The following is a 25,288-nucleotide window of genomic DNA, read 5'->3' as shown; positions in this document are numbered from 1 at the left end:
CGCGCACACCTCCATAAGGCAAAGCATGATGAGCGACCAGCAGGCGGATCTTGAATGGCGGCAGGATGCCATTCCTGTGTCCACACGTTTTGATGACCCTTACTTCAGCCTCGACAACGGGCTGGCCGAGACGCGTCATGTGTTTCTGGCAGGCAATGATCTGCCCGCGCGCTTTGCCCCGGGGTTTCACATTGCGGAGCTGGGCTTTGGCACTGGGCTGAACCTTTTGACCACATGGATGGCCTGGGATCAGGCGGGGGCGCAAGGCCCGCTGCGTTTCACCTCTTTTGAGGCTTTCCCGATGAGTGCCGATGAAATGGCGCGCGCGCTGGCGGCTTTCCCGGAGCTTGGCGACTATGCCGACCGTTTGGTTGCGGCCTATCGCGAAGACACAACGCTGGCCACGCTTGAAGGCATTGAGGCGCAGGTGGTGGTTGGCGATGCACGCGAAACCCTCGCTGCCATGGATTTTGAAGCGGATGCCTGGTTTCTGGATGGATTTTCCCCGGCCAAAAACCCCGAGCTCTGGGATGAGGCTTTGCTGGCGCAGGTGGGCACACACACCAAAGCGGGCGGCACGGCGGCAACCTACACAGCCGCAGGTTTTGTGCGCCGCAATCTTGCGGCGGCAGGTTTTGAGGTCACGCGCATTCCAGGCTTTGGCCGCAAGCGTCACATGACCCAATGTGTGAAACCCGCCGCATGAGCGCCGCCAACAACCGTCTTGGCATCCTGTTGATGTCGCTCACCACGCTGGTTTTTGCGCTGCAAGATGGCATCTCAAGGCATCTGGCAGGCGAGTATAACACCTACCTCGTGGTGATGATCCGCTACTGGTTCTTTGCGCTGTTTGTGATTGCCCTGTCGGCCCGCCAAAGCGGCGGTCTGCGCAAGGTGGCGCAAACGGCGTTTCCATGGTTGCAGATCGGCCGCGGCGCGCTGCTGGCGCTAGAAATCTGCGTCACCGTGCTGGCCTTCACGCTTTTGGGGCTGACAGAAACCCATGCGATTTTCATCTGCTACCCGCTGATGATTGCGGCGCTCTCCGGCCCGGTGCTGGGGGAGCGCGTCGGCTGGCGGCGCTGGCTGGCCATCGGGCTCGGGGCTGTGGGGGTGATGATCATCCTGAAACCCGGCTCCGGCGTGTTTAGTCCGGTGGCCGCCGTGCCGCTTCTGGGGGCGCTGATGTTTGCCGTCTATGGGCTGATGACCCGCTATGTGGCGCGCAAAGACAGCGCACAGACTAGTTTCTTTTACACCGGCGTGGTCGGCTGTGTCGTGATGACCGCCATTGGCGTGTTTTATTGGGAGCCGATTGCCGCGCCGGATTGGATCTGGATGGGCACACTCTGTGTGAGTGGGGTGGCAGGCCATTGGCTGCTGATCCGGACCTATGAGGTGGCTGAGGCCAGCGCGGTGCAGCCCTTTGCCTATCTGCAACTGCCCTTTGCCGCCGCGCTCGGCATGGCCGTGTTTGGCGAGACGCTGCGGTTCAATGTGGCCATCGGCGCAGCGATTGTGCTGGCAGCAGGGCTGTTCACGTGGTGGCGCGAACGGCAGGCGGCTTAGTTCAAGCGCTGAATGGTGCCGCCCACGATCTCGCGGCCAAAAGGCACCGGATGCGGGTCTTTGCCAAGCCGTGCGCGGTACACCGGCAGGCTTTCCGCCACCCGCATCACATAGTTTCGCGTCTCGTTGAACGGGATTAGCTCGATCCAGTCGATCATCGCCTCGGTTGAACCGCCACGCGGATCGCCATTGGTGGCCATCCAGCGTGTCGGACGGCTTGGACCCGCGTTGTAGGCGGCGGCAATCATGATGATATTGCCGTTAAAATCCTCAGACAGGCTGGCCAGAAAGGCGCTGCCAAGGCGCGCGTTATAGGCCGGATCCGCAGTGAGATTGCCCAGAACATAGACCTCGCCCACATCTCTTGAAACGTCGCGCGCGGTGCCGGGCATCAACTGCATCAGCCCGCGTGCTCCGGCGTGGCTCACCACCACAGGATCAAACTCGCTTTCGCGCCGCGCAATCGCGAGCGACAGCTCATCCGCCACCGGCAGTCTCTGATCGGTGAGCGGATGCAGCGGATAATACGGCCCGGGCAGGGTGACACCCATACGCACCATCTGTTTGCCCAGCATCACCGCCACATGTGGCTGGTTCAGATCCAGCGCCATCTGGCCCATCTGCCCCAAAGCCGTGCGGTCCTGCGTTTCGCTCAGATGCACCCAAAACCGCTCGGCAAGGCTTAGTTCGCCCGCGTCCAGGAACATCCGCGCAGCCTTATGCACGCTGGAGGTTGTCCACGCCGCCTTGCGCCAGTCCGGAAAGCGCTCATTGCCCTTCAGGGATGGGTCATAGGCGATCCCGGCCTTTTCAGCGGCGAGCAATCCGTAGAAGCTTGTCTGATGCGCACCCCCGGCGACATAGGCTTGTTGCGCGGTGGCTGTGTCGCCCATGGCCTCATAGGCGCGGCCCATCCAATAACCTGCGCGGCCAAGGGAAATCGGCGTTTCCACACTTTGGGCAAAACGCAGGAAATGCGCGGCGGCCTGTTCCGGCCGGTTCAGATAGCGCAGCGCAACATAGCCTGCCAGCCACTCACAATCGGCATAGGCATAGCCTGCCTCAGGTGTCATCCGGTGATTAGCGGCAAGCGCATAGGCGGTGCGGTAGTTGCCCGCACGCATCTGGTTGCGCATGAGAGAGCGGCGGCGCGGGGCCCATTCTTCCGGCTCGCCCAATGTGCCCGCCTTGCTGCGCGCCAGGATCAGCTCAATCGCACTGTCGTTGCGGTCCTTGCGGTGGCGCCAGACAAACCGCTCATGGGCCAGCCCCGGATCATCCTGCAGGCTGGCAGGCACCGCGGAAATCAGCCCGTCGACCCCGTTGACCATTGCGCGCAGACCCAGCCGCGCCTTGGCCAGCGCAACCCAGTCCTCCGACACATGGGGATACATCGCCTCGGCGTTGCTTTCCCAGTTTTTCCACAGCATCGCATCCAGCCGTGCGGTGTGATGCGGGGCGAGCAACTTGCCGTAGCGGTTGAGAAAATCTGCTTTGGTCTGGGCATTCATCGCCATGGTGCGCCAGGCCAGCACAATCCCGGCCTCTGCGGTGCCGGCCTCACCGGCCTGCTCCAGCACCCGCGCCTGCGCCAGCGCGCCTTCTGCGGTCTGCGCAGGCCCGTGCACAAAGAACGACATGCCCATCCGGTGGCTCACATCCGCAAAACCCGCCTCTGATTGCTTGCGCAGATAGGGCAGGCCGGGCCAGTTGCCGCGCCGGTCCAGAAAGGCGAGCACCTGATCAGGGCTGCCTTCGCCAGCGCGCAGGCGGTGCCATTCCACGATGTCACGCGCCACCTGATCGGTGTTGCGCACGGCCCGCGCGGCGGCGGCCCAATCCTTGGCGCGCACAGCGCTCATGGCCGCGCGCAGCTCCTCGCGATGCTGGGCGGTGGCGGGCAGGGCCATAAGCAAGGCCACAACAACTGTCAGAAAAAGACGCAACATGGCTTGCATTTTCCCATGCCAAACAGGATAGAACCCGCACGATACGACGCGCCTTCCCCAGCCTCAACTCACAATCTTGGCAAGCGGGCAACTTACCGCTAGGGTCCGCGCGATTTCACACCACGGGCAATTCCGCCCAGCTGCGCAAAACAAAGGAGCGTGCCATGTTCAAAGGGTCTTACCCCGCACTCGTCACGCCGTTCACGAACGGCGAGCTGGATTTGGAAACGCTCAAGAAACTGGTGGAGTGGCACATCGGTGAAGGCACCAACGGCTTTGTCCCGGTTGGCACCACCGGTGAAAGCCCCACCCTGAGCCACGCCGAACATGAGGCCGTGGTGGAAGAAGTGGTGCGCGCCGCTGCGGGTCGTGTGCCTGTGATTGCGGGCGCAGGCTCCAACAATACGCTGGAAGCCATCCATCTGGCACAACACGCGGAAAAAGTTGGTGCGGACGCCATTCTTGTGGTGACGCCTTACTACAACAAGCCAACCCAGCGTGGCCTGATTGCGCATTTCACCGCGATCCATGATTGCTGTGCGCTGCCGATCATCATCTACAACATCCCGGGCCGTTCGGTGGTCGATATGACGCCGGACACCATGGGCGAGCTGGCCAAGCTGCCGCGCATTGTGGGCGTGAAAGACGCCACCGGCGATCTGGCCCGCGTGAGCCAGCAACGCGCCACTTGCGGCCCTGACTTTGTCCAGCTTTCTGGCGAAGATGCCACCGCGCTTGGCTTTAACGCCCATGGCGGCGTGGGCTGCATTTCTGTGACAGCGAACGTGGCCCCCAAGCTCTGCGCCGAGTTCCAGGCGGCCACCCTCGCAGGCGATTACGCCAAAGCGCTGGAATATCAGGACAAGCTGATGCCGCTGCATGAGGCAATCTTTGTGGAACCGGGCCTTGTGGGCGCAAAATACGCGCTGTCCCGTCTGGGCCTGTGCAACGAAGAGGTGCGCCTGCCGCTGACCGGCCTGACCGACGCCACCAAGGCACAGATCGACGCCGCCATGGCGCATGCTGGCCTGCTCTAAGAGAGTTTGAAAATTCGGGCTTCGGCCCAAAAAAGAGAAGCGCCCAATGGGCGCTTCTTTTGTGTTGGCGGGGAGGGTGCTTGAGAGCGAGGCGCGTCTCAGCTCAGTGCCAGACCCCATAGCCCAGAACAACAAGCGCAGAGGTGGCCAGCGCTCCCACGGCGGCACCGGACAGAGCCCATGGCCAGACCTTGGGCGGTGTGGTGTCTTTCTGCTCGGACTGCGCAATCAGCGCCGCCTCCACCATCGCAGGCAGCCGCGGACCAAAGCGGGTCATCACCCGTGCGGTTTTGGCGAGATCCTTCAGCAAGGCGCGCGGGCCGATGCTTTTCTGGATGTAGGCGCTGACCACAGGTTTGGCGACGTCCCAGATGTTGAGATGCGGATCCAGCGAGCGCGCGACCCCCTCAACCACCACCATGGTGCGTTGCAGCAGGATCAGCTCTGTGCGGGTTTCCATGCCAAAGCGTTCGGTCACCTCAAACAGGTAGTTGAGCAGGCGCCCCATGGAGATGCGGTTCGCATCCATGCCAAAAATCGGCTCTCCCACCGCACGCAGCGCGCGGGCAAACTCATCCACATCGCGATCCGCAGGCACATATCCGGCCTCAAAATGCACTTCGGCCACACGTTTGTAGTCCCGCTGGATAAAGCCGAACAGGATCTCCGCATAAACCCGGCGGGTGTATTCGTCGATGTGCCCCATGATGCCAAAGTCATAGGCGATGATGTCGCCATTGGCGGCGACCTTCATGTTGCCCTGATGCATGTCCGCATGGAAATAGCCGTCGCGCAGCGCATGATTGAGGAACAGCTCCAGCACCCGCGCCCCCAGCTTGGCACGGTCATGGCCGGCCGCATCCAGCGCGGCGTTGTCGCCAATCGGCACCCCTTCGGCCCAGCCAAGCGTCATCACACGTTTGGCCGAATAGCCCCAGTTGACGGTGGGCACCTGAAACATCTCGTCGTCATGGGTGTTCGCGGCAAACTCGCTGGCCGAGGCGGATTCAAGCCGCAGGTCCAGCTCACCGGTCACCACCCCGTCAAAATGCTCGATCACCTCCATCGGGCGCAAACGGCGCGAGGCAGGGGACAGCGAGGCAATCATATTGGCAGCAAAATAGAAGGCATCCACATCCTTGCGGAAGGCCCGCTCGATGCCCGGACGCAGGACCTTTACCGCCACTTCCTCACCGGTTTCTGCCAGCCGTGCGCGGTGAACCTGCGCAATGGAGGCTGCCGCCACAGGCTCTGAAAACTCGGAGAAGACCTCATCGGCATTCACCCCCAGCTCCTGTTGCACAGCGGCCTTGGCCTCTGCCACAGAGAAGGGCGGCAGCTTGTCCTGCAGCACGCGCAGCTGTTGGGCAAGGTCACCGCCCACCACATCGGGACGGGTGGAGAGCACCTGACCAAATTTGATGTAGGCCGGGCCAAGCGCCGTCAGCGCGCGTGGCAGCGGCGGGGCCTCTGGATCGCCCTTGATGCCCAGCCACTGAAACGGCCAAGCGAGCCCGCGCAGCACAAGACGCACATGGCGCGGGGCTTCAAAAGCATCCAGCACCACACCCATGGCGCCGGTACGCTCCAGCGTGGCGCCGGTGCGGATCAGGCGGATGATGTTATGGGGGCCTCTCACAGTTTCCAGCCCGAATGCAGCGCCGCGATGCCCATGGTCAGGTTGCGGTATTTGGCGTTCTCAAATCCGGCGGTCTTGACCATATCCAGGAAGGTGTCCTGATCAGGGAACTTGCGGATGCTCTCCACCAGATACTGATAGCTGTCGCGGTCATTCGCGATCACCTGCCCCATGCGCGGGATGATATTGAAGGAATAGAGGTCATAGGCCTTCTGCATCAGCTCATTGGGGATCTGTGAAAACTCCAGCACCATCAGGCGGCCACCGGGCTTGAGCACACGAAACGCCTCGTTCAGCGCCTCCTGCGGGCGGGTCACGTTCCGGATGCCAAAGCTGATGGTGTAAACATCAAAGCTGTTGTCCGGGAACGGCAGCGCCATGGCGTCGCCCACCACCCAGTCAAGGCTCTCGGCCATATGGTCGGCCTCGGCGCGTTTGCGCCCTTCCACCAGCATTGGCTCGGTGAGGTCACACACTGTGGCATGGCCGTGGCCCGCACGCTTGAGGAATTTGAAGGAAATGTCGCCGGTACCGCCCGCCACATCGAGCAGTTTCTGCCCGGGACGCGGCGCCAGCCAATCCATCATCGCGTCTTTCCAGATGCGGTGGATGCCCATCGACATCACGTCGTTCATCACATCGTATTTGGAAGCCACCGAGCCAAAAACGCCCTGCACACGGCCAGCTTTCTCGCTTTCCGGCACCGTTTCAAAGCCGAAATGGGTGGTGTTGTCGTTGTTCGCCATCACGCGCAATCCTCTTGGTTGCCTTCTTCATATAGGGCGTGCGGGAGGGGTACAATGCGTCGAATTGGTGAGAGGGGGAAAGGGCCGTGCCCGACCTCGGAAGGAAGCAAAGCGCCCTCCCATGGGGGAGGTCGGGCGCGGCCCGCCATGCGGGCCAAGAAGGTGACTTGCTTCCAACTGCCCAATTTGCGCATTGTCCTGAGCAGCCAAAGGATTCAGACCATCATGCCCGAACTCCCCGAAGTCGAAACCGTCCGCCGCGGTCTGCAGCCCGCCATGGAGGGCGCGGTGATTGCCAATGCGGCGGTGAACCGTCCCGATCTGCGCTGGCCATTTCCCGAGCGTATGGCCGAGCGGCTGACCGGAGCAAAAGTCCTGCGCCTGCGCCGCCGCTCCAAATACATTCTGGCTGATCTCGACACAGAGGAATCCTTGCTCATTCACCTTGGCATGTCCGGGCGTATGACGGTGTCTGGCGATCCTCTGGGGCAATTTGCGCATGACCACCCACAGGCTGAGAAACACGATCACGTGGTCTTTGACATGGACAACGGCGCGCGCATCACCTTCAACGATCCGCGTCGGTTTGGGGCGATGGATCTGCTGCCCGCTGACAACACCGAAACCCACCCGCTTTTGGCCAAGCTGGGGCCGGAGCCTCTGGGCAATGATTTTCACGAATCCTACCTTGTGGAGCGGCTCGCAGGGCGCAACACGCCGATCAAATCCGCGCTTCTGGATCAGCGCATCGTTGCCGGTCTGGGCAATATCTATGTCTGCGAAGCGCTCTACCGCGCAGGGATAGCGCCAAAACGCAAGGCAGGGGCGATTTCCAAGGCCCGGGCACAGTCTCTTGTGCCCATCATCCGGCAGGTGCTGGCAGAGGCCATTGAGGCAGGCGGCAGCTCCCTGCGGGACTTTCGTCAGGCGGACGGTGAACTGGGATATTTTCAACACAGCTTTGACGTCTACGGGCGGGAGGGCGAATCCTGCAAAACCCCAGACTGCACAAGCAAAATAAGCCGAATCACCCAATCCGGCCGCTCATCCTTCTATTGTGCGCAATGCCAAAGATAGCTTGATCGAATTGCCTCAAATGGTAAGGAATCACTCCTGACCGGAACAATGAAAGCATCACTCATGGCTTTTGAGACGATCATCGTCGAAATTGAAGACCACGTCGCCCTTATCAAGCTCAACCGTCCTGACGCGCTCAATGCGCTCAGCCAGCAGCTGGTGAACGAACTGCTGGAAGCGCTGCAAAGCGCGGACAAAAACGACAAGGTGCGCTGCGTCGTGATCACGGGCTCGGAGAAAGCCTTTGCCGCGGGTGCTGACATCAAAGAAATGGCGGAGATGAGCTTTGCGGATGTGAACCTCTCCAACCACTTTGCCGAACTTGGCGACCGCATTCAGGACATCCGCAAGCCGGTGATCGCGGCGGTGTCCGGCTATGCGCTGGGCGGCGGCTGTGAGCTGGCAATGGCTTGCGACTTTATCATCGCGGCTGAGAACGCGAAATTTGGCCAGCCTGAGATCAACCTCGGTGTGATCGCCGGGATTGGCGGCAGCCAGCGTCTGACCCGTGCCGTGGGCAAGTCTAAATCCATGGATATGAACCTGACAGGCCGTTTCATGGATGCAGCTGAGGCAGAGCGCGCAGGTCTTGTGAGCCGCGTTGTGGCGCCCAAGAAGCTGATGGAAGAGGCGATGGGCGCGGCCCAGAAGATCGCTGAGAAATCCCTGATCGCGTCTCAAACGGCCAAAGAAGCGGTGAACCGCAGCTTTGAAACCACTCTGCGTGAGGGCCTGCTGTTTGAACGCCGCGCGTTCCACTCTCTGTTTGCCACTGAGGATCAGAAAGAGGGCATGGCCGCCTTCGTTGAAAAGCGCGAACCACAGTTCCGCGACCGCTGATCCTACGCTCAGTCTTTTGAAAGGGCCGTCCCAAGGGGCGGCCTTTTTTCTTAAAGCATCGTCCTGAATGTCTGGAACGCTTGGTCTCCACCAGTGCGCCGGAGGCGTAGCCGACCAGCCCCAGCCCCTCGTTACTGACCCTCCCCAAGGGAGGGGGCTGGTCTATGTGACCCGCTACAGTCGTTGCAGATTTTTTGGAAGATGATCTCCCTGTGGGCTTAGAGTCAGGGGGGCGGCCGGTCGATCTTGCGACATTTGCGTCAATTGACTTTTTAGCCCCTTCGCGGGAAAAGGTGACAAAAGTGCTAGGTATTAAGGTTCACCGATGCGTTTCTCCTCAAAATTCTTCAGCCTCTCTCTGCTCAGCCTGAGTCTTGCCGGACTGGCAACGCTTTCAACCGCCGAGGATCAGTTGCCCCAAACCAAGGCCGCGCTGGGCGAGCTGTTGTTCTTTGACGTGAACCTGTCGGCCAACCGCACACAGGCCTGCGCCACATGCCATGATCCGGAATACGGCTTTGCCGATCCGCGCGGCATGGCCTCCATCGGGGATGATGGCACCTCGCTTGGCGACCGCAACGCCCCCAGCGCCAGCTACGCGGCCTTCTCCCCCGCCTTTCATCAAAACAGCGATGGTCAGTGGGTCGGCGGGCAGTTCTGGGATGGTCGCGCCGCAGGGCTCGCCGATCAGGCCGGAGGGCCGCCCACCAACCCTGCGGAAATGGGCATGAAAGACGCCGCCGCCGTGGTAGCGCGCCTGACTGAGAACGCGGTCTACGAACAGGCCTTTGCGCAACTGTTTGAAGGGGACGTGCTGGCCACGCCAGAGGCCGGTTATGCGGCGATGACAGAGGCGCTCGCCGCCTTTGAGAAAACCGAAACCTTCGCGCCCTTTGACAGCAAATATGACCGTTTCCTGCGTGGTGAGGCAGAACTGAGTCGTGAAGAAGATCTTGGTCGCGTGCTGTTCTTCTCCCAGCAATTCACCAACTGCAACCTGTGCCACCAACTGCGCCGCAGCCCGACCGACCCGCGTGAAACCTTTACGAACTACCAGTTTCACAACATCGGTGTGCCGCAAAACACCGAGCTGCGCGCCGCCAATGGTGTGGCGCCCGACACTGTTGACAAAGGTCTGATGGCCAATCCGGCTGTCATGGAGGATCCCACGCAGCGCGGCAAATTCAAAACGCCATCTCTACGCAATGTCGCTGTGACCGGCCCTTACATGCACAACGGCGTGTTTCAGGATCTCCGCACGGTTGTGCTGTTTTACAATCAGTACAACACCACCAATGAGGCGCGACATATTAACCCAGAGACCGGCGCGCGTTTTGGCATGCCGCCGGTGCCATTGACCCTTTCGGTGAAGGAGCTGACTCACGGCCCGGCGCTGGATGATCAGCGTGTGGACGCCATTGTGGCCTTTCTGAAGACCCTCACGGACGCACGCTACGAGCATCTGCTTGTCGAGTAGCGTTCTATTTTAAAGGGAATTTTGTGAGCGAAGATGAAGTCACTTACAGAGGCCAACTGAAACAATAAGGATTGACCTTCCTGACTATTTTCATCAGTTATGCGGAAGAGTTAACCTTAGGGATAGAGTTCATGACCCGCGCATTTCTAACCACCACCGCGGCCGTTTTGGCCCTCGCCGCTCCGGCAGTTGCTGCCACCAAAGCGGACGTTCTGACCAACTACGCGGACATCGCCGCCGCGAAATACGAAGACAGCCTGACCACCGCGAAAACCCTGCAAGCCGCAGTGAACGCGCTGGTCGAAGCACCTTCCGCAGAAGCGCTGCAAGCCGCCAAAGACGCTTGGCTGGCCTCCCGCGTGCCTTACCAGCAGACCGAAGTCTATCGCTTTGGCAACGCCATCGTGGATGACTGGGAAGGCAAAGTGAACGCATGGCCGCTGGACGAAGGTCTGATCGACTATGTGGACGCCTCTTATGGCGGCCCAACCGATGAGAACCCGCTTGCGGCACTGAACGTTGTGGCCAACGCGACTCTCGACATCTCCGGCACCGCGGTGGACGCAACCGACATCACCCCTGAGCTGCTGGCCAGCACCCTGCACGAAGCAGACGGTGTGGAAAGCAACGTGGCCACCGGCTACCACGCGATTGAATTCCTGCTCTGGGGTCAGGACCTGAACGGCCACGAACACGGCGCAGGCGACCGCAGCTGGACCGATTTTGCCGCAGGTGACGATTGCACCAACGGCAACTGTGACCGCCGCGCAGCCTACCTGAAAGCCGCGACCGACCTTCTGGTCAGCGATCTGGAATGGATGGCCGCACAATGGGTTGACGGTGGTGACGCGCGCACAGCCGTAACCGGTGATGAGGACGCAGGCATCGTGACCATCCTGACCGGCATGGGCTCCCTGTCTTATGGCGAGCAGGCCGGTGAGCGCATGCGCCTTGGCCTCTTGCTGAACGATCCGGAAGAAGAGCACGACTGCTTCTCCGACAACACCCACAACAGCCACTACTACGATGGTCTGGGCATCCAGAACGTCTACCTTGGCGAATATGTGCGTGTGGACGGCTCTCTGGTTTCCGGTGCGTCGCTCTCTGATCTGGTGGCCGAAGCGGACGCTGGTCTGGACGCAGAGCTGAAAGGCAAGCTCTCCACCACCATGATGGGTCTGGGACGCATCAAAACCGCCGCTGAATCCGGCTTCTCCTATGACCAGATGCTGGAGCGCGGCAACGCCGCTGGCGAAGCGCTGGTGATGGGCGGCGTGAACGGCCTTGTGGATCAGACCAAATCCATTGAGGCCGCCGTGGCCGCACTGGGTCTGGACCAACTGGCCTTTGAAGGCTCCGACAGCCTCGACAATCCGGACTCTGTGTTCGAATAATACCACCCAATACGAGGGGCGGGACGGTCCCGCCCCTCTTTCTTTTGTAGCGATGATGCCAGCCAAACCTCTTCTTCTAGCCACGGCTCTCTGCACCCTTGCCAGCGCTGCCCGCGCGCAAGACCTTGATGACCGCCATCTGACCATTGTGCCGCGCACCGCCGAGGAAGCCGCGCGCATCGCCAAGGTCACAGCGCCTCCCACCGATTTTTCCAAACCGCAGCCGTTTGAAGCCCGCCCTGCGGGGGCCGCCACGGTGCCGGTGCGCCGCGATGATCTGGCTTTTGATCAGCCGTCTGCCAATCTTGGCATCGATGCCGGTCTCGATTTCCGGCTGGGCGAGGCGATGTTTGACAAGCTTTGGGTGTCTTCGCCCACTTCCACGCTGGCCTCTGACGGCCTTGGCCCGCTATATAATGCGCGCGCCTGCCAAAGCTGCCACATGCGCGGCGGGCGTGGCCATGCGCCAGACGGGCCTGAGGATGACGCGATTTCCTTCGCGCTCAAGCTGTCCATCCCCGGCACCCAATCCGAGCAAATCTATGAGATCGAAGGCTTTGTCGGCACCCGCCCGGAACCGAACTATGGCCGCCAAATTCAGGATTTCAGCCTGCCGGGCCATCCCGCAGAGGCGCATATAGACGTCGCCTACGACAGCTTTGAGGTGGCGCTCTCAGGTGGCGAAGTCGCCACCCTTCGGCGCCCGACCTTCTCCACCCGTGATCTCGGCTATGGGGCGTTCCACCCCGATGTGATGTTCAGCCCGCGTGTTGCGCCGCAGATGATCGGCCTTGGACTGCTCGAGGCCATTCCGGCGGCCGATATTCTTGCCAACACCGATCCGGATGACGCGGATGGTGATGGCATTTCAGGCCGCGCCAATATTGTCTGGTCGCGCGAATTTCAGCGCCCGATGCTGGGCCGCTTTGGCCTGAAGGCCGGCGCGCCCACCCTGCGCCAGCAGACCGCCGGTGCTTTTGCCACTGACATTGGCATTTCCAGCCCGCTGTTCACCAAAGGCCACGGGGATTGCACCGACACACAAGTTGACTGTGTGAATGCCATCCATGGCGACAAAGACGTGCGCGTCTTTGAGGTCGATGATGTTGGGCTCGATCTCACCACCTTCTACAGCGCCAATCTGGCGGTGCCTGCGCGCCGCGATGTGGATGCGCCGGAGGTGCTGCGCGGCAAAGAGGTGTTTTATGACACCGGCTGCGCGTCCTGCCATCGTCCGGCCTATGTCACCCACCGCCTTGTCGATCAGCCCGCCCAGAGCTTTCAGCTGATCTGGCCCTACACCGACATGCTGCTGCACGACATGGGCGAAGCACTGGCCGACAACCGCCCTGAAGCCCGCGCCACAGGCCGCGAATGGCGCACACCGCCGCTCTGGGGTGTCGGGCTTACCGAACGGGTCTCCGGCCACAGCCAGTTCCTGCACGATGGCCGTGCGCGGTCCCTGCTGGAGGCGGTGCTCTGGCATGGCGGGGAGGCCGAAGCTATGAAGCAGCGCGTGATCGCGATGCCCCCCGAAGACCGCGCCGCCCTGATCCGCTTTCTGGAGAGCCTCTGATGATGAAACCCGCCCTTTTTGCCTGCGCACTCAGCCTTGCCATGCCTGCTTTCGCTCAGGAAGAGATCCGCGTCGATCAGGGCGCGCTGGTCGACGCGGCGGTGTCGCAGCACATCCTGCCGCGGTTTGATCACCTTGTCGCCACCACAGCGACCCTCAGCGAGGCGGCAGACGCCAATTGCAGCCCAACCTCCGAAACCCTGCGCGCGGCCTATCATGCAGCCTTTGACGCCTGGATGGGTGTGAGCCACCTGCGATTTGGCCCCACCGAAACCAACGACCGTGCCTTTGCGCTGGCCTTCTGGCCCGACACCAAAGGTTTCACCCCCAAAGCGCTCTCCGCTCTGATTGCCGATGAAGATCCGGTGATCGACTCAGAATCAGAATTTCAAACCGTCTCCGTGGCCGGTCGCGGCTTCTTCGGGTTGGAGTTTCTGCTCTATGACACACAGCTCAGCACCCTGGGCGACGTGAGCTATCACTGCGCCTTGGTGCGGCGGGTGGCGTCAGACATCGCGCTGCAATCAGAGATGATCCTCACTGATTGGAGCGAGGGCTACGCGGCGCAACTCACAGACCCTTCAGAGGCTGGCCCCTACACAAGCGACGCAGAAGCGCTTCAGGTGATCTACAAAGCACTGGACGCCGGGCTGCAGTTTGATTCCGAGGTGCGTCTGGGCCGCCCGCTCGGCAGCTTTGACAAACCCCGCCCCACCCGCGCAGAGGCCCGCCGCTCCGGCCGCAGCCTGCGCAATGTGGCTACCTCCACCGCCGCACTGGGCGAACTGGCCGCGCTGCTTTCTGCTCAATCTCCCCTGATCGCTGAGGAATACACACAGGCCTTTGCCCTCATCGCAGCACAGGCCGAAGAGCTGCAGGATGATCCGGTCTTTGCCGGTGTTGCGGAGGTTCAGGGGCGGTTTAGGGTCGAGATTCTGCAGCAATACATCGATCGCGCCCGCGAAATCACCACCTTGGAACTTGGCCCCGCGCTGGGTGTGAGCGCGGGCTTCAACGCGCTCGATGGCGACTAACATGGTCAGCCGCCGCCGCATGCTGGCCGGTCTTGCCGCCAGCAGCCTTCTGCCCTCGGCCAGCTGGGCCAGCGTCGGCACCCCGGCCTTTCTGTCGGCCGCCCGCGCCCCTGACGGGCGCTTTCTGCTCGCAGGGATGACAGAAGCAGGCGAGATCAGCTTTACCATCCCCCTGCCAGCGCGCGGCCATGCCGCTGCGGCCCATCCCGCCCGCGCCGAAGCGGTGGCCTTTGCCCGCCGTCCTGGCACTTTCGCGCTGGCGCTGGATTGCCGCGATGGCACGGTGCTGGCGCGGCTTGAAGCGCCCGAGGGGCGACATTTCTACGGCCATGGCGCATTTTCCCCGGATGGCGCGCGGCTCTTCACCACAGAGAACGATTATGAGGCCGGTCTGGGCGTGATTGGCATCTGGGATGTGGCCGCAGGCTACCAGCGCCTAGGAGAGGTCTCCTCCGGCGGTGTCGGCCCGCACGAGATGCGCCTGATGCCCGATGGGCAGAGCCTTGTGGTCGCCAACGGTGGCATGGAAACCCATCCCGACATGGGGCGCGCCAAGCTGAACCTGCCGACCATGGCGCCGAATCTCAGTTATCTCGATCTATCCGGGGTGGTTCTCGAAACGGTTTCCCTGCCGCCCGCGCTGCATAAGAACTCAATCCGTCACCTCGCACTTCATGCTGATGGCACCGTGGCGCTTGCGATGCAGTGGCAGGGCGCTGAGGAGGCCGCACCGCCGCTTCTGGGCCTGCACCGGCGCGGCGGTGATATCACGCTCCTGCAAGCCCCAGAGCGCCTCCACCGCGCGCTGGATGGCTATGCGGGCAGCGTGGCGATCTCCGGAGATGGGCGCGCCGTGGCGATCACCTCTCCCCGTGGCGGCGTGGTGCATGTATTCGACCTCGCCAGCGGCCAATTCCTGCAGGCGCAGCCCGAAGACGACGTCTGTGGAATCGGCGCCAGCGCAAAGGGATTCTTTTTTGCCACCGGCACCGGCGCGGTTGGCACCCTGGGCGAGGCCGCCAGACAGCACCACCTTCAGTTTGACAATCATCTGGTGCCGATCGGCGCCTGACGCGCCGGTCTTTGCCGCAGTCCTTAAAAAGAGGCTCGTGGGGATCGGGGCGGAAAGGTCAGACCTGTAAAGGCGAAAACGGGCAGCGAAATCGCTGCCCGTTTTTCGTTTACCGATCAATCGGTTAAAGTGGTGAGCCGTGTAGGATTCGAACCTACGACCCACTGATTAAAAGTCAGTTGCTCTACCAACTGAGCTAACGGCCCACTCTGTGAGGGCGGCTTTTAGAGTTAGCTGCGGGGGGGGTCAAGCGGATTCGTAGAAAAAAATCACACGACTGGAAACTAATCTGTTTCGGGCGTATATGCGCGCAATGGATACACGTGCTCAAACCCCTCTGACGTTCATGAAAATGCATGGTCTCGGCAATGATTTTGTCGTGGTGGATGCACGTGCGCGCACATTCGATTTGACCGACAACCAGATCACCGCGATTGCCCACCGGCAAAAAGGCGTGGGTTTTGATCAGCTTGCGGTGATCACCCATGGCGCAGCGGGCAGCAATGCAGATGCGCATCTGACATTTTATAACGCCGATGCCTCCACTTCTGCGGCCTGTGGCAACGCCACCCGCTGTATTGCGCGCCATCTGATGGATGAAACCGGGGCTGAGTCGCTGACCCTCACCACCGACCGTGGCACATTGTTTGCCCGCGAAGCAGGCGAGGGGCTTGTCTCGGTCAATATGGGCCAGCCGCAGCTGAATTGGGATGAGATTCCCCTCGCTGAGGCCATGGACACGCTGGAACTGCCCATCAACGGTGCGCCAACTGCCACCGGCATGGGCAATCCCCATTGCACCTTCTTTGTGGAGGATATCGCCTCTGTGGATCTGGCCACCTTTGGCGCGGCGCATGAGCATCATCCGCTGTATCCTGAGCGCACAAATGTGCAGGTCGCCCAGATTGTGGGGGAGAATCACATCCGCATGCGGGTCTGGGAGCGCGGCGTGGGAATCACCCTCGCCTCAGGCTCTTCCAGCTGCGCCACCGCTGTGGCCGCTGCGCGCCGGGGTCTCACCGGCCGCAAGGTGCAGATTGATCTGGACGGCGGCACGCTGTGGATCGACTGGGCCGAAGACGGCGTCTGGATGACCGGCACCACCGAGCATGTGTTCACCGGCCAATTCACCGAAGCTTTTCTGGAGCGCGCCAAATGACAGCCGCCCCGCCGAAGTTCACCACCCTTGGGTGCCGCCTGAATTCCTACGAATCCGAGGCGATGAAAGACATGGCGCAGTCCGCAGGGCTGGAAAACGCCGTGATTGTGAACACCTGCGCGGTGACCGCCGAGGCCGTGCGCAAAAGCCGTCAGGAGATTCGCCGCCTGCGCCGCGAAAATCCCGACGCACAGATCATTGTCACCGGCTGTGCCGCACAGACCGAGCCGGAAACCTTCGCCGCCATGGGCGAGGTCGACAAGGTCATCGGCAACACCGAGAAAATGAATCCCGCCACATGGCAGGGCATGGCTGCCGATTTCATCGGCGAGACCGAAAAGGTGCAGGTCGACGACATCATGTCCGTCACCGAAACCGCAGGCCATCTGATCGATGGCTTTGGCACCCGCTCGCGCGCCTATGTGCAGGTGCAAAACGGCTGTGACCACCGCTGCACCTTCTGCATCATTCCCTATGGCCGGGGCAATTCGCGCTCGGTGCCTGCCGGTGTGGTGGTCGATCAGATCAAACGTCTGGTGGACAAGGGCTTTAACGAGGTGGTGCTCACTGGTGTGGATCTCACCAGCTGGGGCGCGGATCAGCCGATGCAGCCCAAACTTGGCGATCTGGTGATGCGCATTCTGAAACTGGTGCCGGATCTGCCACGCCTGCGCATCAGCTCGATTGACAGCATCGAGGTAGATGAGAACCTCATGATGGCGATCGCCACCGAGCCGCGCCTGATGCCGCATCTGCATCTCAGCCTGCAACATGGCGATGATCTGATTCTCAAACGCATGGCACGGCGTCATCTGCGCGATGATGCGATCCGATTCTGCGAAGAGGCCAAAAAGCTGCGCCCGGAGATGACCTTTGGCGCGGATATCATAGCGGGTTTCCCCACCGAAACCGACGCGCATTTTGCCAATTCGCTGAAGCTCGTGGAGGAATGTGACCTCACATGGCTGCATGTCTTCCCCTATTCCAAGCGCGAAGGCACGCCTGCGGCCAAAATCCCAAGTCAGGTGAATGGCACCATCATCAAAGCCCGCGCCGCAGAGCTGCGCGCCGCAGGGGAGGCGCAGGTCGCCAAACATCTCGCCGCACAGCTTGGCAAAACCCATCACATCCTGATGGAAAACGCCCATATGGGCCGCACAGAGCAGTTCACTGAGGTGCATTTTGACGCGCCCCAACAGGAAGGTGCGATTGTCACGGCGGCGATCACCGGTGTGCAGGGGACGCAGCTGCTGGCATCATAAGACTGGGGGGCAGCCCCCATCGCGCAGGCGCGATTCCCCCGGGATATTTGAGGCAAGAGGAAACGTGAGACCATGTCAGAGGCCCCGATTCTCTATTCTTTCCGGCGCTGTCCCTACGCCATGCGGGCGCGGCTGGCGGTGGCGGTCTCGGGCGTTTCTGTGGAGCTGCGGGAAATCCTGTTGCGCGACAAGGCAGCGGCCTTTCTTGAAACCTCGCCCAGCGGCACTGTGCCGTGCCTGAAAGACGGCGCAGAGGTGATTGATGAAAGTCTCGATGTGATGCTCTGGGCGCTGCGCCAGAATGATCCCGACGGCTGGCTTGTCATGCCGGATGCGGGCTTTGCGCTGATTGAAGAGGCGGATGGCCCGTTTAAGCGCGCACTGGACCGAACGAAGTATCACACGCGCTATGCGGATGCCGATCCCGAAGAAAGCCGCGCCGCAGCCATGCGGTTTCTGAACAGTTTGGAAGATCAACTGGGAGAGGGCTGGTTCTTTGGAGACAAACCGAGCTTGGCGGATATGGCGATCCTGCCCTTTGTGCGCCAGTTCGCCTTTATCGACAAAGCGCGCTTTGATGCGGAGGCAGGGCCCAACCTCGCCGATTGGCTGGCGCGGTTTCTCGAGTCTGAGGCTTTTGCCAACATCATGCCCAAACTGCCGGTCTGGCAGGCGGGGGATGCGCCCACAGTGTTCTGCGGGCACATTGAAAAACCTTAGGCGGCTTTCTGAAGCGACTCGCGGGTTTTCAGGATACCAAGCGCCGCGCGGGCGGCCTCGCGGCCTTTTTCCACAAAATGCGCTTTGTAGATCGCCATATGGTGTTCAGTTTCCTGAAAATGGTGCGGCGTGAGCGACACGGACAGCACGGGCACACCGCTGTCCAATCCGGCGCGCATCAGACCATCCACCACGGCCTGCGCCACAAAATCATGGCGGTAGATCCCGCCATCCACCACCAGCGCGGCGGCGGCCACGGCACCATATTGGCCGCTTTCGGCCAGATCACGCGCCAGCAGGGGCATTTCAAACGCGCCGGGCACGTCAAAAACATCCACTTGGGCGTCCGGGATCAGCTCGCAAAACCCTTTGAGCGCCTGATCGACGATATCGGCATGCCATTGTGCCTTGATGAAGGCAAATCGGGTGTGTGTCATCGTAATCTCCTTTGGTTCAGACACGTCACCCAAGGCGATTACGTACGCATAAGGCGCAGCCCCACGGCCACACCCATCGCACGTTCTCTTTCATCCGGACTTTAACCGTCGGCTCTGGCCTCTCACCAGATCTGCTGACACATCTTTTCTGGCGCCACATCTTATTCCAAAACCGGTTCCCACTTTTGGGGATGTGGATGTATCCAAACAAAGACGCCGCTCGCGGGCTTACGGGTCGTGCCCGCATACCGCCGGTGGGGAATTTCACCCCGCCCTGAGAACGATGGCACCTTGCCAACATGGGGTCAGCTTTGCAACATCGCGCACAACGAACGACGTGAGGTTTTTATGCACCCCAACCCAGCCTTTCGCGGCACGGCAACCGAGAAAAACCTCGCCTTTGCGCGCGAGCGTGGCTTTGGCACTCTGGCACTCTCAGGAGCGGAGGGCGCACCGCTGCTGTCCCATGTGCCGTTTCTGATTTCTGAGGTGGGCGACTATGCCGATCTGCACCTTGTGCGCTCAAATCCCATGGTGCGCGTGGCCAAATCTGCGGTGCCTGCGCGTCTCGCCGTGACTGGCCCTGACAGCTATGTCTCACCGGACTGGTACGGCGTGGCGGATCAGGTGCCCACATGGAACTATGTGGCGGTGCATCTCACCGGACGGCTGGAGCCGCTTGATGCTGAGGCGCTGCCCGAGCTGCTCGATCGCCTGTCCGCGCAATTTGAGGCCCATCTGGCGCCAAAACCGCTCTGGACCCGCGACAAGATGGATGCCGATGCCTTCACGCGCATGCTGCGCATGATCCTGCCTTTCCGGCTGCATATCGAGGATGTGCAGGGCACCTGGAAGCTGGGCCAGAACAAACCCAAAGATGTGCGCCAGGCTGCCGCCGCGCAGATGGCCGCTCATGGGTTTGGCAGTGAAACGCGGGAGCTTGCCGCCCTGATGCAATCTCCCTTTGCAGACCCTGATATGGAGTAAGAGATGTCCAAGTTGCAACTGATCCATTCCCCGGCCTCTCCCTTTGTGCGCAAGGTGAATGTCACCCTGGCAGAGACCGGGCAAACCGATGACGTGGAGCTGGTGCGGGTCAAAACCACGCCTGTGGCCACTGCCGATGAAGCCGCCGCGGCCAACCCGCTGGGCAAGATCCCCGCATTGGTGCGCCCCGATGGGCCTGCGATCTACGACAGCCGCGTGATCTGCCGCTACCTGGTGGCGCGCGCGGGGGCGGATCTCTATCCCGAAGACCGGCTCTGGGATGTGCTCACGCTGGAGGCCACCGCAGATGGCATTCTGGATGCGGCGGTGCTGGCGGTCTATGAGCGCCGCGTGCGCCCGGAGGAGATTGTCTCAGAGGCTTGGATTGAGGCGCAATGGGGCAAGGTCACCGGCGCGCTGGACGCCATCAATGAACGCTGGATGAGCCATCTCTTTGGCCCGCTGGATATGGGGCAGATCGCTGTGGGCTGCGCGCTGGGCTATCTGGATTTCCGCCACGGAAACCGCAACTGGCGGCAGGGCCGTGACGGGCTTGCGGGCTGGTATGCGGAATTTGCCAAGCGCGACAGCATGCTGGCCACCATGCCCTCTGATTGAGCCTTGTGACTGAATTGGCTTTGGCCCGGAGCAAAGGCGCAGCGCGCCGCCGGGCATCGCCCGTCCGCCCCTATGGATGGGCGATTTTGCAATGTTAGAGACACATTTGAGGGTTCAGAGCGCGGATACATAAAGCGCGTTGAACAGAAGGGAGCATCGCCCACCCGCGGACGGGCGATGCCCTAACTCTTACTCTGCCGCGATGGTCGGCGTTTCGGCTTTCTCGACTTTCACGGCGGAGAATTTGAACTCCGGGATTTTCCCGTAGGGGTCCAACGCCGCGTTGGTCAGGATGTTGGCCGCCGCTTCCACATAGGCAAAGGGCAGGAACACGTTGTCCGGCGCCACCGCACGGTCGGCCCGCGCCATCACGGTGACAGAACCGCGACGGGTGGACAACGTGAGGTACTCACCCGGCTCCACGCCCAGCTTGCGCAGGGTGGAGGGGTGCAGCGAACAGTTTGCTTCTGGTTCCAGCGCGTCCAGCGTGGTGGCGCGGCGGGTCATCGACCCGGTGTGCCAATGCTCCAGCTGACGCCCTGTGATCAGCACCATCGGATACTCATCGCTCTGGGTGTCATCTGGTGCAATCACCGACGCCGGTGTGAAGCGCGCACGCTTGCTTTCGCGTGGGAAACCATCGCCAAACACAATCGCCTGACCGGGATCTTCCGGGCTCAGCGACGGGTAGGTCACCGCTTGGCCTTCCAGACGCTCCCAGGTGATGTTGTCGAGGCTGCCCATGTTGAGCTTCATCTCGGCAAACACCTCTTTGGGGTGCGTGTAAGACCAGTCCAGACCCAGGCGTTTGGCCAGCTCGACCTCAATCCACCAGTCTTCCTTCGCCTCGCCTGGAGGCGGGGTGACAGGGCGGCCCATCTGGACCTGACGGTTTGTGTTGGTCACCGTGCCGGATTTCTCATACCAGGCAGAGCTTGGCAGGATCACATCGGCATAGTTCGCGGTCTCGGTCAGGAAGATGTCCTGCACCACCAGATGGTCAAGCTTGGCCAGAGCGGCACGGGCGTGATCCACATCCGGGTCAGACATCGCCGGGTTTTCCCCGAGGATATACATGCCCTTGATGTCGCCTTCATGGATTGCATCCATGATTTCCACCACGGTCAGACCCTTCTGGTTGGAGAAGTCTTCGCTTTCCCAGACCTTGGTAAAGGCCGAACGCACACCGTCGTCCATGACCGACTGATAGTCGGGCAGGAACATAGGAATCAGGCCCGCATCAGAGGCGCCCTGCACGTTGTTCTGACCACGCAGCGGGTGCAGACCGGCGCCCGGCTTGCCCACATTGCCGGTCATCAGCGCAAGGCTGATCAGGCAGCGGGCATTGTCAGTGCCGTGGATGTGCTGGCTGACGCCCATACCCCAGAAGATCATGCCGGCCTTGCCGTTGGCAAAGGTGCGTGCGGCGTCGCGCAGCAGCTCAGGATCGATGCCGCAGATCGGCTCCATCGCTTCTGGGCTGAAGTCCTTCAGATGGGCTTTCATCTCTTCCCAGTTCTCGGTGAACTGCGAGATATAGGCTTCATCATAAAGCTCTTCTTCCACGATCACATGCATGATCGCATTCAGCATGGAGACATCCGCGCCCGGCTTGAACTGCAGCTTGTGGGAGGCATAGCGCCCCAGCCCCACGCCGCGCGGGTCACAGACGATCAGCTTGCCACCGCGTTTGGTGAACTGCTTGAAGTAGGTCGCCGCAACCGGGTGGTTCTCGATCGGGTTACAGCCGATGGTGATCGCCACATCCGCGTTTTCGATCTCGTTGAAGGTTGCCGTCACCGCACCGGAGCCGACGTTCTCCAGAAGCGCTGCCACCGAGGAGGCGTGACACAGACGGGTGCAGTGGTCCACGTTGTTGTGGCCAAAGCCCTGACGGATCAGTTTCTGGAACAGATAGGCTTCTTCGTTGGAGCATTTGGCAGAGCCGAATCCGGCAACATTCGTGCCTTTTTCTGCGCGCAGCTTTGACAGCCCACCGGCCGCCGCATCCAGCGCCTCTTCCCAGCTTGCTTCGCGGAAATGGGTCATCAGATTGCCCGGATCCACGTTCAGACCTTTGGCTGGTGCGTCGTCGCGACGGATCAGCGGCTTGGTCAGGCGGTGGGGGTGCTCAATATAGTCAAACCCGAAGCGCCCTTTGACGCAGAGCCGGTTTTCATTGGCCGGACCGTCAATGCCTTCGACATATTTAATCTTGTCGTCTTTGACCTTGAACTTGATTTGGCAGCCAACACCGCAATAGGGGCAGACGCTTTCAACTTCGCGGTCATAATCCGCGCTGTCACCCGCGCCGGTCTCATCCAGCATGGTGGCTGGCATCAGGGCGCCGGTCGGGCAGGCCTGAACGCATTCGCCACAGGCCACACAGCTTGAGCCGCCCATCGGGTCGTTCTGGTCAAACACGATCTGAGAAGACGCGCCGCGCCCGCTCATGCCAATCACGTCATTCACCTGAACCTCGCGGCAGGCCCGCACACAGAGGTTGCAGTGGATGCAGGCATCCAGATTGACGCTCATCGCCACGTGGGAGGCATCCAGCAGCGGCACCGCCTCAGGCGCTTTGGCCGGGAATCGAGACTGTTCCACCCCAACTTGCGCCGCCATCGCGCCAAAGTGGCTGCTGGCGTCGTGCTTCACCTCCGGCTGATCTGCAGCCAGAAGCTCGATCACCATCTCGCGGGCCTTCTTGGCGCGGGTGCTCTCGGTGTGGACCACCATGCCGTCGCTGGCGGGGCGGATACAGGAGGCCACAAGCGTGCGCTCGCCTTCCACTTCCACCACACAGGCGCGGCAGTTGCCGTCCGGACGATAGCCCTTGGCCGGTTTGTGGCACAGATGCGGGATCACGAAGCCGTCGCCATTGGCGGCTTCCCAGATCGTTGTGCCTTCCGGCACGGTCACATCTTTGCCGTTCAGAGAGAAGGTCACCATGTTCAGTTGTGCACCGTCAGCCATCTCAGATCTCCTCCCCAAAGTGTTTCATCACAAGGCGGATCGGGTTGGGGGCCGCCTGCCCAAGACCACAGATGGAGGCATCGCCCATCACCTGACACAGATCTTCCAGAAGCGGCTGATCCCAGCTGTCCGCCTGCATCAGCTTCACCGCTTTTTCACAGCCGGTGCGGCAGGGGGTACATTGGCCACAGCTCTCATCCTCAAAGAATTTGAGCATGTTTAGAGCCGCATCTTTGGCGCTGTCCTGATCAGACAGCACAACCACAGCGGCGGAGCCGATGAAGGTGCCATGCGGTTGCAGCGTGTCAAAATCCAGCGGCACATCATTCAGGGATGCTGGCAACAGACCGGAGGACGGGCCGCCGGGCTGATAGGCTTTGAAGACATGGCCCTCTGCCATGCCGCCCGCCGCTTCGATGATGTCATCAATGGTGGAGCCAGCTGGCAGCAGGTACACACCCGGTTCCGCCACACGGCCGGACACCGAATAGTTGCGCAGACCTTTGCGGCCGTTCTTTTCGACCGAATTCAGCACCTGTGGGCCAAAACGGGCAATCCGCGCCACCCAGTAAAGCGTCTCCACATTGTGCACGAGGGTTGGCTGGTTGAAGATACCCACTTGCGCCACAAACGGTGGGCGGTGACGCGGCAGACCGCGCTTGCCTTCGATCGATTCGATCATCGCGCTTTCTTCGCCGCAGATATAGGCACCCGCGCCGCGACGCACGTCGATGTAGTCTTCGGCCACGATGCCTTCTTCCACCAGATGCGCGATCTCCTTTTTCAGGATCTTGATCACACCGGGGTTCTCGTCGCGCATGTAGATAAAGCAGGTCGCCGCTTCCACAGCCCAGGCCGCAATCAGCATGCCCTCAAGGAACATATGCGGGTTGCGCTCCAGATGGTGACGGTCCTTGAAGGTGCCGGGCTCGCCCTCATCCCCGTTCACCGCCAGATAGCGGGGGCCGGGATTGGCGCGCACAAAGCCCCATTTGGTGCCGGACGGGAAGCCCGCACCACCAAGACCACGCAGGCCAGCCTCTTTGATCTGCTCCTGCACCTCTTCCCAATTGCCGTTCTCACGCAGGGCGCGCAGGGTTTGATAGCCGCCGTCAGCCTTATATTCCGCCAGCCCTTGGTAGTCGCCGATCTGCGGATGGGTTTCCCCGGCATGGATCGCGGCGTTCACCTTTTCATGGGTGGCATGCAGAATGTGGTTGTGGCCCACTTCGACCACAGGGGCGGTGTCACAGCGGCCCATGCAGGGCGCGCGCAGCACGCGCACCTCAGACGGGTCCATGCCGATTTCGAGCGCTTTGCGCAGCTGCTCGGCACCGGCCAATTCGCAGGACAGCGAATCACACACGCGAATCGTCAGGGCAGGGGGCGGGGTCTCATCCTCGGCCACCACATCGAAGTGCGCATAGAATGTCGCCACCTCATAGATCTCTGACTGCGCCAGACGCATCTCTTCGCCCAACGCACGGATATGCGCGGCGGACAGATGTCCGTAACTATCCTGAATCAGATGCAGAAATTCGATCAGCAGATCGCGGCGGCGTGGCCTGTCGCCCAGCAGCGCCTGTATTTCGTTTAAGGCGGAATCATCCACCTGACGGCCTTTGGGCGTACGGCGTGATTTGCCGGTGCCCTTCTTTTTCCAAACGCCTTTTGAATCGTCCAGCGGTACCATAGTGCTCTCCCTACCAGATCGACATA

Annotated in this window: 21 protein-coding genes, 1 tRNA gene and 1 riboswitch; of the genes, 15 read left to right on the top strand and 7 right to left on the bottom strand. The window is 61.3% G+C overall.

Translation table 11 applies throughout. The annotated features are described in order from the left end of the window. The first annotated feature begins 28 nt into the window (after positions 1 to 28). Positions 29 to 706, top strand: coding sequence for a tRNA (5-methylaminomethyl-2-thiouridine)(34)-methyltransferase MnmD (gene mnmD / locus ACO07T_RS04270; RefSeq protein WP_422048603.1), 678 nt, complete (start codon positions 29 to 31; stop codon positions 704 to 706). Continuing rightward, entirely contained in the window at positions 703 to 1,569 is an 867-nt protein-coding gene (locus ACO07T_RS04265) for a DMT family transporter (RefSeq protein ID WP_422048396.1), read from the top strand. The genes mnmD and ACO07T_RS04265 overlap by 4 nt, the downstream gene beginning before the upstream one ends. Here ACO07T_RS04265 and ACO07T_RS04260 read toward each other — a convergent pair. Beyond that, a complete protein-coding gene (locus ACO07T_RS04260; RefSeq protein ID WP_422048395.1) occupies positions 1,566 to 3,518 on the bottom strand; it encodes a transglycosylase SLT domain-containing protein in 1,953 nt (650 codons plus the stop codon). The two genes, ACO07T_RS04265 and ACO07T_RS04260, sit on opposite strands and share 4 nt — an antisense overlap. 164 nt (positions 3,519 to 3,682) lie before the next feature. Here ACO07T_RS04260 and dapA point away from each other — a divergent pair, with 164 nt between their 5' ends. Next, on the top strand, positions 3,683 to 4,555 hold the full coding sequence (gene dapA / locus ACO07T_RS04255) for a 4-hydroxy-tetrahydrodipicolinate synthase (protein WP_422048394.1): 873 nt from the start codon (positions 3,683 to 3,685) through the stop codon (positions 4,553 to 4,555). Between the two features lie 103 nt (positions 4,556 to 4,658). Here the strand turns inward: dapA and ubiB are convergent, their stop codons facing one another. Both ubiB and ubiE read right to left on the bottom strand, forming a co-directional pair. Beyond that, entirely contained in the window at positions 4,659 to 6,194 is a 1,536-nt protein-coding gene (ubiB, locus tag ACO07T_RS04250) for a 2-polyprenylphenol 6-hydroxylase (protein ID WP_422048393.1), read from the bottom strand. Next, positions 6,191 to 6,940 (bottom strand): bifunctional demethylmenaquinone methyltransferase/2-methoxy-6-polyprenyl-1,4-benzoquinol methylase UbiE, encoded by a 750-nt coding sequence (gene ubiE / locus ACO07T_RS04245; RefSeq protein ID WP_209057858.1) that lies wholly within the window; start codon positions 6,938 to 6,940, stop codon positions 6,191 to 6,193. Before ubiE ends, ubiB begins: the two co-directional genes overlap by 4 nt. A gap of 225 nt (positions 6,941 to 7,165) precedes the next feature. Here ubiE and mutM point away from each other — a divergent pair, with 225 nt between their 5' ends. The 7 genes from mutM (at position 7,166) to ACO07T_RS04210 (ending at position 15,410) form a co-directional block, all read left to right on the top strand. After that, positions 7,166 to 8,017 (top strand): bifunctional DNA-formamidopyrimidine glycosylase/DNA-(apurinic or apyrimidinic site) lyase, encoded by an 852-nt coding sequence (gene mutM / locus ACO07T_RS04240; RefSeq protein ID WP_422048392.1) that lies wholly within the window; start codon positions 7,166 to 7,168, stop codon positions 8,015 to 8,017. Between the two features lie 63 nt (positions 8,018 to 8,080). Next, positions 8,081 to 8,857, top strand: coding sequence for an enoyl-CoA hydratase (locus ACO07T_RS04235; RefSeq protein WP_422048602.1), 777 nt, complete (start codon positions 8,081 to 8,083; stop codon positions 8,855 to 8,857). A 325-nt stretch (positions 8,858 to 9,182) separates the two neighbouring features. Beyond that, positions 9,183 to 10,334, top strand: coding sequence for a cytochrome-c peroxidase (locus ACO07T_RS04230; RefSeq protein ID WP_422048391.1), 1,152 nt, complete (start codon positions 9,183 to 9,185; stop codon positions 10,332 to 10,334). A 131-nt stretch (positions 10,335 to 10,465) separates the two neighbouring features. Next, positions 10,466 to 11,728 (top strand): imelysin family protein, encoded by a 1,263-nt coding sequence (locus ACO07T_RS04225; RefSeq protein ID WP_422048390.1) that lies wholly within the window; start codon positions 10,466 to 10,468, stop codon positions 11,726 to 11,728. 55 nt (positions 11,729 to 11,783) lie between these two features. After that, a complete protein-coding gene (locus tag ACO07T_RS04220) occupies positions 11,784 to 13,304 on the top strand; it encodes a di-heme oxidoredictase family protein (protein WP_422048389.1) in 1,521 nt (506 codons plus the stop codon). Then, positions 13,304 to 14,338, top strand: coding sequence for an imelysin family protein (locus ACO07T_RS04215; protein WP_422048388.1), 1,035 nt, complete (start codon positions 13,304 to 13,306; stop codon positions 14,336 to 14,338). Before ACO07T_RS04220 ends, ACO07T_RS04215 begins: the two co-directional genes overlap by 1 nt. Position 14,339: 1 nt before the next feature. Next, positions 14,340 to 15,410, top strand: coding sequence for a DUF1513 domain-containing protein (locus ACO07T_RS04210; protein ID WP_422048387.1), 1,071 nt, complete (start codon positions 14,340 to 14,342; stop codon positions 15,408 to 15,410). Positions 15,411 to 15,540: 130 nt separating this feature from the next. On the opposite strand, the gene ACO07T_RS04205 is transcribed toward ACO07T_RS04210, so the two are convergent. Next, positions 15,541 to 15,616 (bottom strand) — tRNA-Lys (locus tag ACO07T_RS04205). A gap of 98 nt (positions 15,617 to 15,714) precedes the next feature. On the opposite strand from ACO07T_RS04205, the gene dapF reads away from it, so the two are divergent. The 3 genes from dapF (at position 15,715) to ACO07T_RS04190 (ending at position 18,551) form a co-directional block, all read left to right on the top strand. Continuing rightward, positions 15,715 to 16,569 (top strand): diaminopimelate epimerase, encoded by an 855-nt coding sequence (gene dapF / locus ACO07T_RS04200; RefSeq protein ID WP_422048385.1) that lies wholly within the window; start codon positions 15,715 to 15,717, stop codon positions 16,567 to 16,569. After that, positions 16,566 to 17,831 carry a tRNA (N(6)-L-threonylcarbamoyladenosine(37)-C(2))-methylthiotransferase MtaB gene (mtaB, locus tag ACO07T_RS04195; protein ID WP_422048384.1) on the top strand — a complete coding sequence of 422 codons (1,266 nt, stop codon included), beginning with the start codon at positions 16,566 to 16,568 and terminating at the stop codon, positions 17,829 to 17,831. The genes dapF and mtaB overlap by 4 nt, the downstream gene beginning before the upstream one ends. A 72-nt stretch (positions 17,832 to 17,903) precedes the next feature. Continuing rightward, a complete protein-coding gene (locus ACO07T_RS04190; protein WP_422048383.1) occupies positions 17,904 to 18,551 on the top strand; it encodes a glutathione S-transferase in 648 nt (215 codons plus the stop codon). On the opposite strand, the gene ACO07T_RS04185 is transcribed toward ACO07T_RS04190, so the two are convergent. Next, positions 18,548 to 18,988, bottom strand: coding sequence for a 6,7-dimethyl-8-ribityllumazine synthase (locus ACO07T_RS04185; RefSeq protein WP_209057822.1), 441 nt, complete (start codon positions 18,986 to 18,988; stop codon positions 18,548 to 18,550). The two genes, ACO07T_RS04190 and ACO07T_RS04185, sit on opposite strands and share 4 nt — an antisense overlap. A gap of 78 nt (positions 18,989 to 19,066) precedes the next feature. Then, a riboswitch (FMN riboswitch) is annotated at positions 19,067 to 19,274 on the bottom strand. 62 nt (positions 19,275 to 19,336) lie between these two features. Here ACO07T_RS04185 and ACO07T_RS04180 point away from each other — a divergent pair. Both ACO07T_RS04180 and ACO07T_RS04175 read left to right on the top strand, forming a co-directional pair. Further along, a complete protein-coding gene (locus ACO07T_RS04180) occupies positions 19,337 to 19,975 on the top strand; it encodes an FMN-binding negative transcriptional regulator (protein ID WP_422048381.1) in 639 nt (212 codons plus the stop codon). A 3-nt stretch (positions 19,976 to 19,978) separates the two neighbouring features. Continuing rightward, positions 19,979 to 20,593 carry a glutathione S-transferase gene (locus tag ACO07T_RS04175; RefSeq protein WP_422048380.1) on the top strand — a complete coding sequence of 205 codons (615 nt, stop codon included), beginning with the start codon at positions 19,979 to 19,981 and terminating at the stop codon, positions 20,591 to 20,593. Positions 20,594 to 20,782: 189 nt separating this feature from the next. Here the strand turns inward: ACO07T_RS04175 and fdhF are convergent, their stop codons facing one another. Further along, positions 20,783 to 23,569: a formate dehydrogenase subunit alpha gene (gene fdhF / locus ACO07T_RS04170; protein WP_209076007.1), complete on the bottom strand. Its 2,787-nt coding sequence runs from the start codon at positions 23,567 to 23,569 to the stop codon at positions 20,783 to 20,785. 1 nt (position 23,570) lies between these two features. Next, positions 23,571 to 25,262 carry an NAD(P)H-dependent oxidoreductase subunit E gene (locus tag ACO07T_RS04165; RefSeq protein ID WP_422048379.1) on the bottom strand — a complete coding sequence of 564 codons (1,692 nt, stop codon included), beginning with the start codon at positions 25,260 to 25,262 and terminating at the stop codon, positions 23,571 to 23,573. Positions 25,263 to 25,288 lie beyond the last annotated feature (26 nt).

Origin of the sequence: Shimia sp., assembly GCF_965227725.1 — a bacterium.
In the GTDB taxonomy this organism is placed as follows: domain Bacteria; phylum Pseudomonadota; class Alphaproteobacteria; order Rhodobacterales; family Rhodobacteraceae; genus Shimia.
This window is presented reverse-complemented; position numbering and strand designations above follow the sequence as displayed.

Bases quoted from the DNA above. Each gene is read 5' to 3' on its own strand.
- mnmD (WP_422048603.1), top strand. From the start codon at position 29: ATGAGCGACCAGCAGGCGGATCTTGAATGGCGGCAGGATGCCATTCCT.
- ACO07T_RS04265 (WP_422048396.1), top strand. From the start codon at position 703: ATGAGCGCCGCCAACAACCGTCTTGGCATCCTGTTGATGTCGCTCACC.
- ACO07T_RS04260 (WP_422048395.1), bottom strand. From the start codon at position 3,518: ATGTTGCGTCTTTTTCTGACAGTTGTTGTGGCCTTGCTTATGGCCCTG.
- dapA (WP_422048394.1), top strand. From the start codon at position 3,683: ATGTTCAAAGGGTCTTACCCCGCACTCGTCACGCCGTTCACGAACGGC.
- ubiE (WP_209057858.1), bottom strand. From the start codon at position 6,940: ATGGCGAACAACGACAACACCACCCATTTCGGCTTTGAAACGGTGCCG.
- mutM (WP_422048392.1), top strand. From the start codon at position 7,166: ATGCCCGAACTCCCCGAAGTCGAAACCGTCCGCCGCGGTCTGCAGCCC.
- ACO07T_RS04235 (WP_422048602.1), top strand. From the start codon at position 8,081: ATGGCTTTTGAGACGATCATCGTCGAAATTGAAGACCACGTCGCCCTT.
- ACO07T_RS04230 (WP_422048391.1), top strand. From the start codon at position 9,183: ATGCGTTTCTCCTCAAAATTCTTCAGCCTCTCTCTGCTCAGCCTGAGT.
- ACO07T_RS04225 (WP_422048390.1), top strand. From the start codon at position 10,466: ATGACCCGCGCATTTCTAACCACCACCGCGGCCGTTTTGGCCCTCGCC.
- ACO07T_RS04220 (WP_422048389.1), top strand. From the start codon at position 11,784: ATGCCAGCCAAACCTCTTCTTCTAGCCACGGCTCTCTGCACCCTTGCC.
- ACO07T_RS04215 (WP_422048388.1), top strand. From the start codon at position 13,304: ATGATGAAACCCGCCCTTTTTGCCTGCGCACTCAGCCTTGCCATGCCT.
- ACO07T_RS04210 (WP_422048387.1), top strand. From the start codon at position 14,340: ATGGTCAGCCGCCGCCGCATGCTGGCCGGTCTTGCCGCCAGCAGCCTT.
- dapF (WP_422048385.1), top strand. From the start codon at position 15,715: ATGCGCGCAATGGATACACGTGCTCAAACCCCTCTGACGTTCATGAAA.
- mtaB (WP_422048384.1), top strand. From the start codon at position 16,566: ATGACAGCCGCCCCGCCGAAGTTCACCACCCTTGGGTGCCGCCTGAAT.
- ACO07T_RS04190 (WP_422048383.1), top strand. From the start codon at position 17,904: ATGTCAGAGGCCCCGATTCTCTATTCTTTCCGGCGCTGTCCCTACGCC.
- ACO07T_RS04185 (WP_209057822.1), bottom strand. From the start codon at position 18,988: ATGACACACACCCGATTTGCCTTCATCAAGGCACAATGGCATGCCGAT.
- ACO07T_RS04180 (WP_422048381.1), top strand. From the start codon at position 19,337: ATGCACCCCAACCCAGCCTTTCGCGGCACGGCAACCGAGAAAAACCTC.
- ACO07T_RS04175 (WP_422048380.1), top strand. From the start codon at position 19,979: ATGTCCAAGTTGCAACTGATCCATTCCCCGGCCTCTCCCTTTGTGCGC.
- fdhF (WP_209076007.1), bottom strand. From the start codon at position 23,569: ATGGCTGACGGTGCACAACTGAACATGGTGACCTTCTCTCTGAACGGC.
- ACO07T_RS04165 (WP_422048379.1), bottom strand. From the start codon at position 25,262: ATGGTACCGCTGGACGATTCAAAAGGCGTTTGGAAAAAGAAGGGCACC.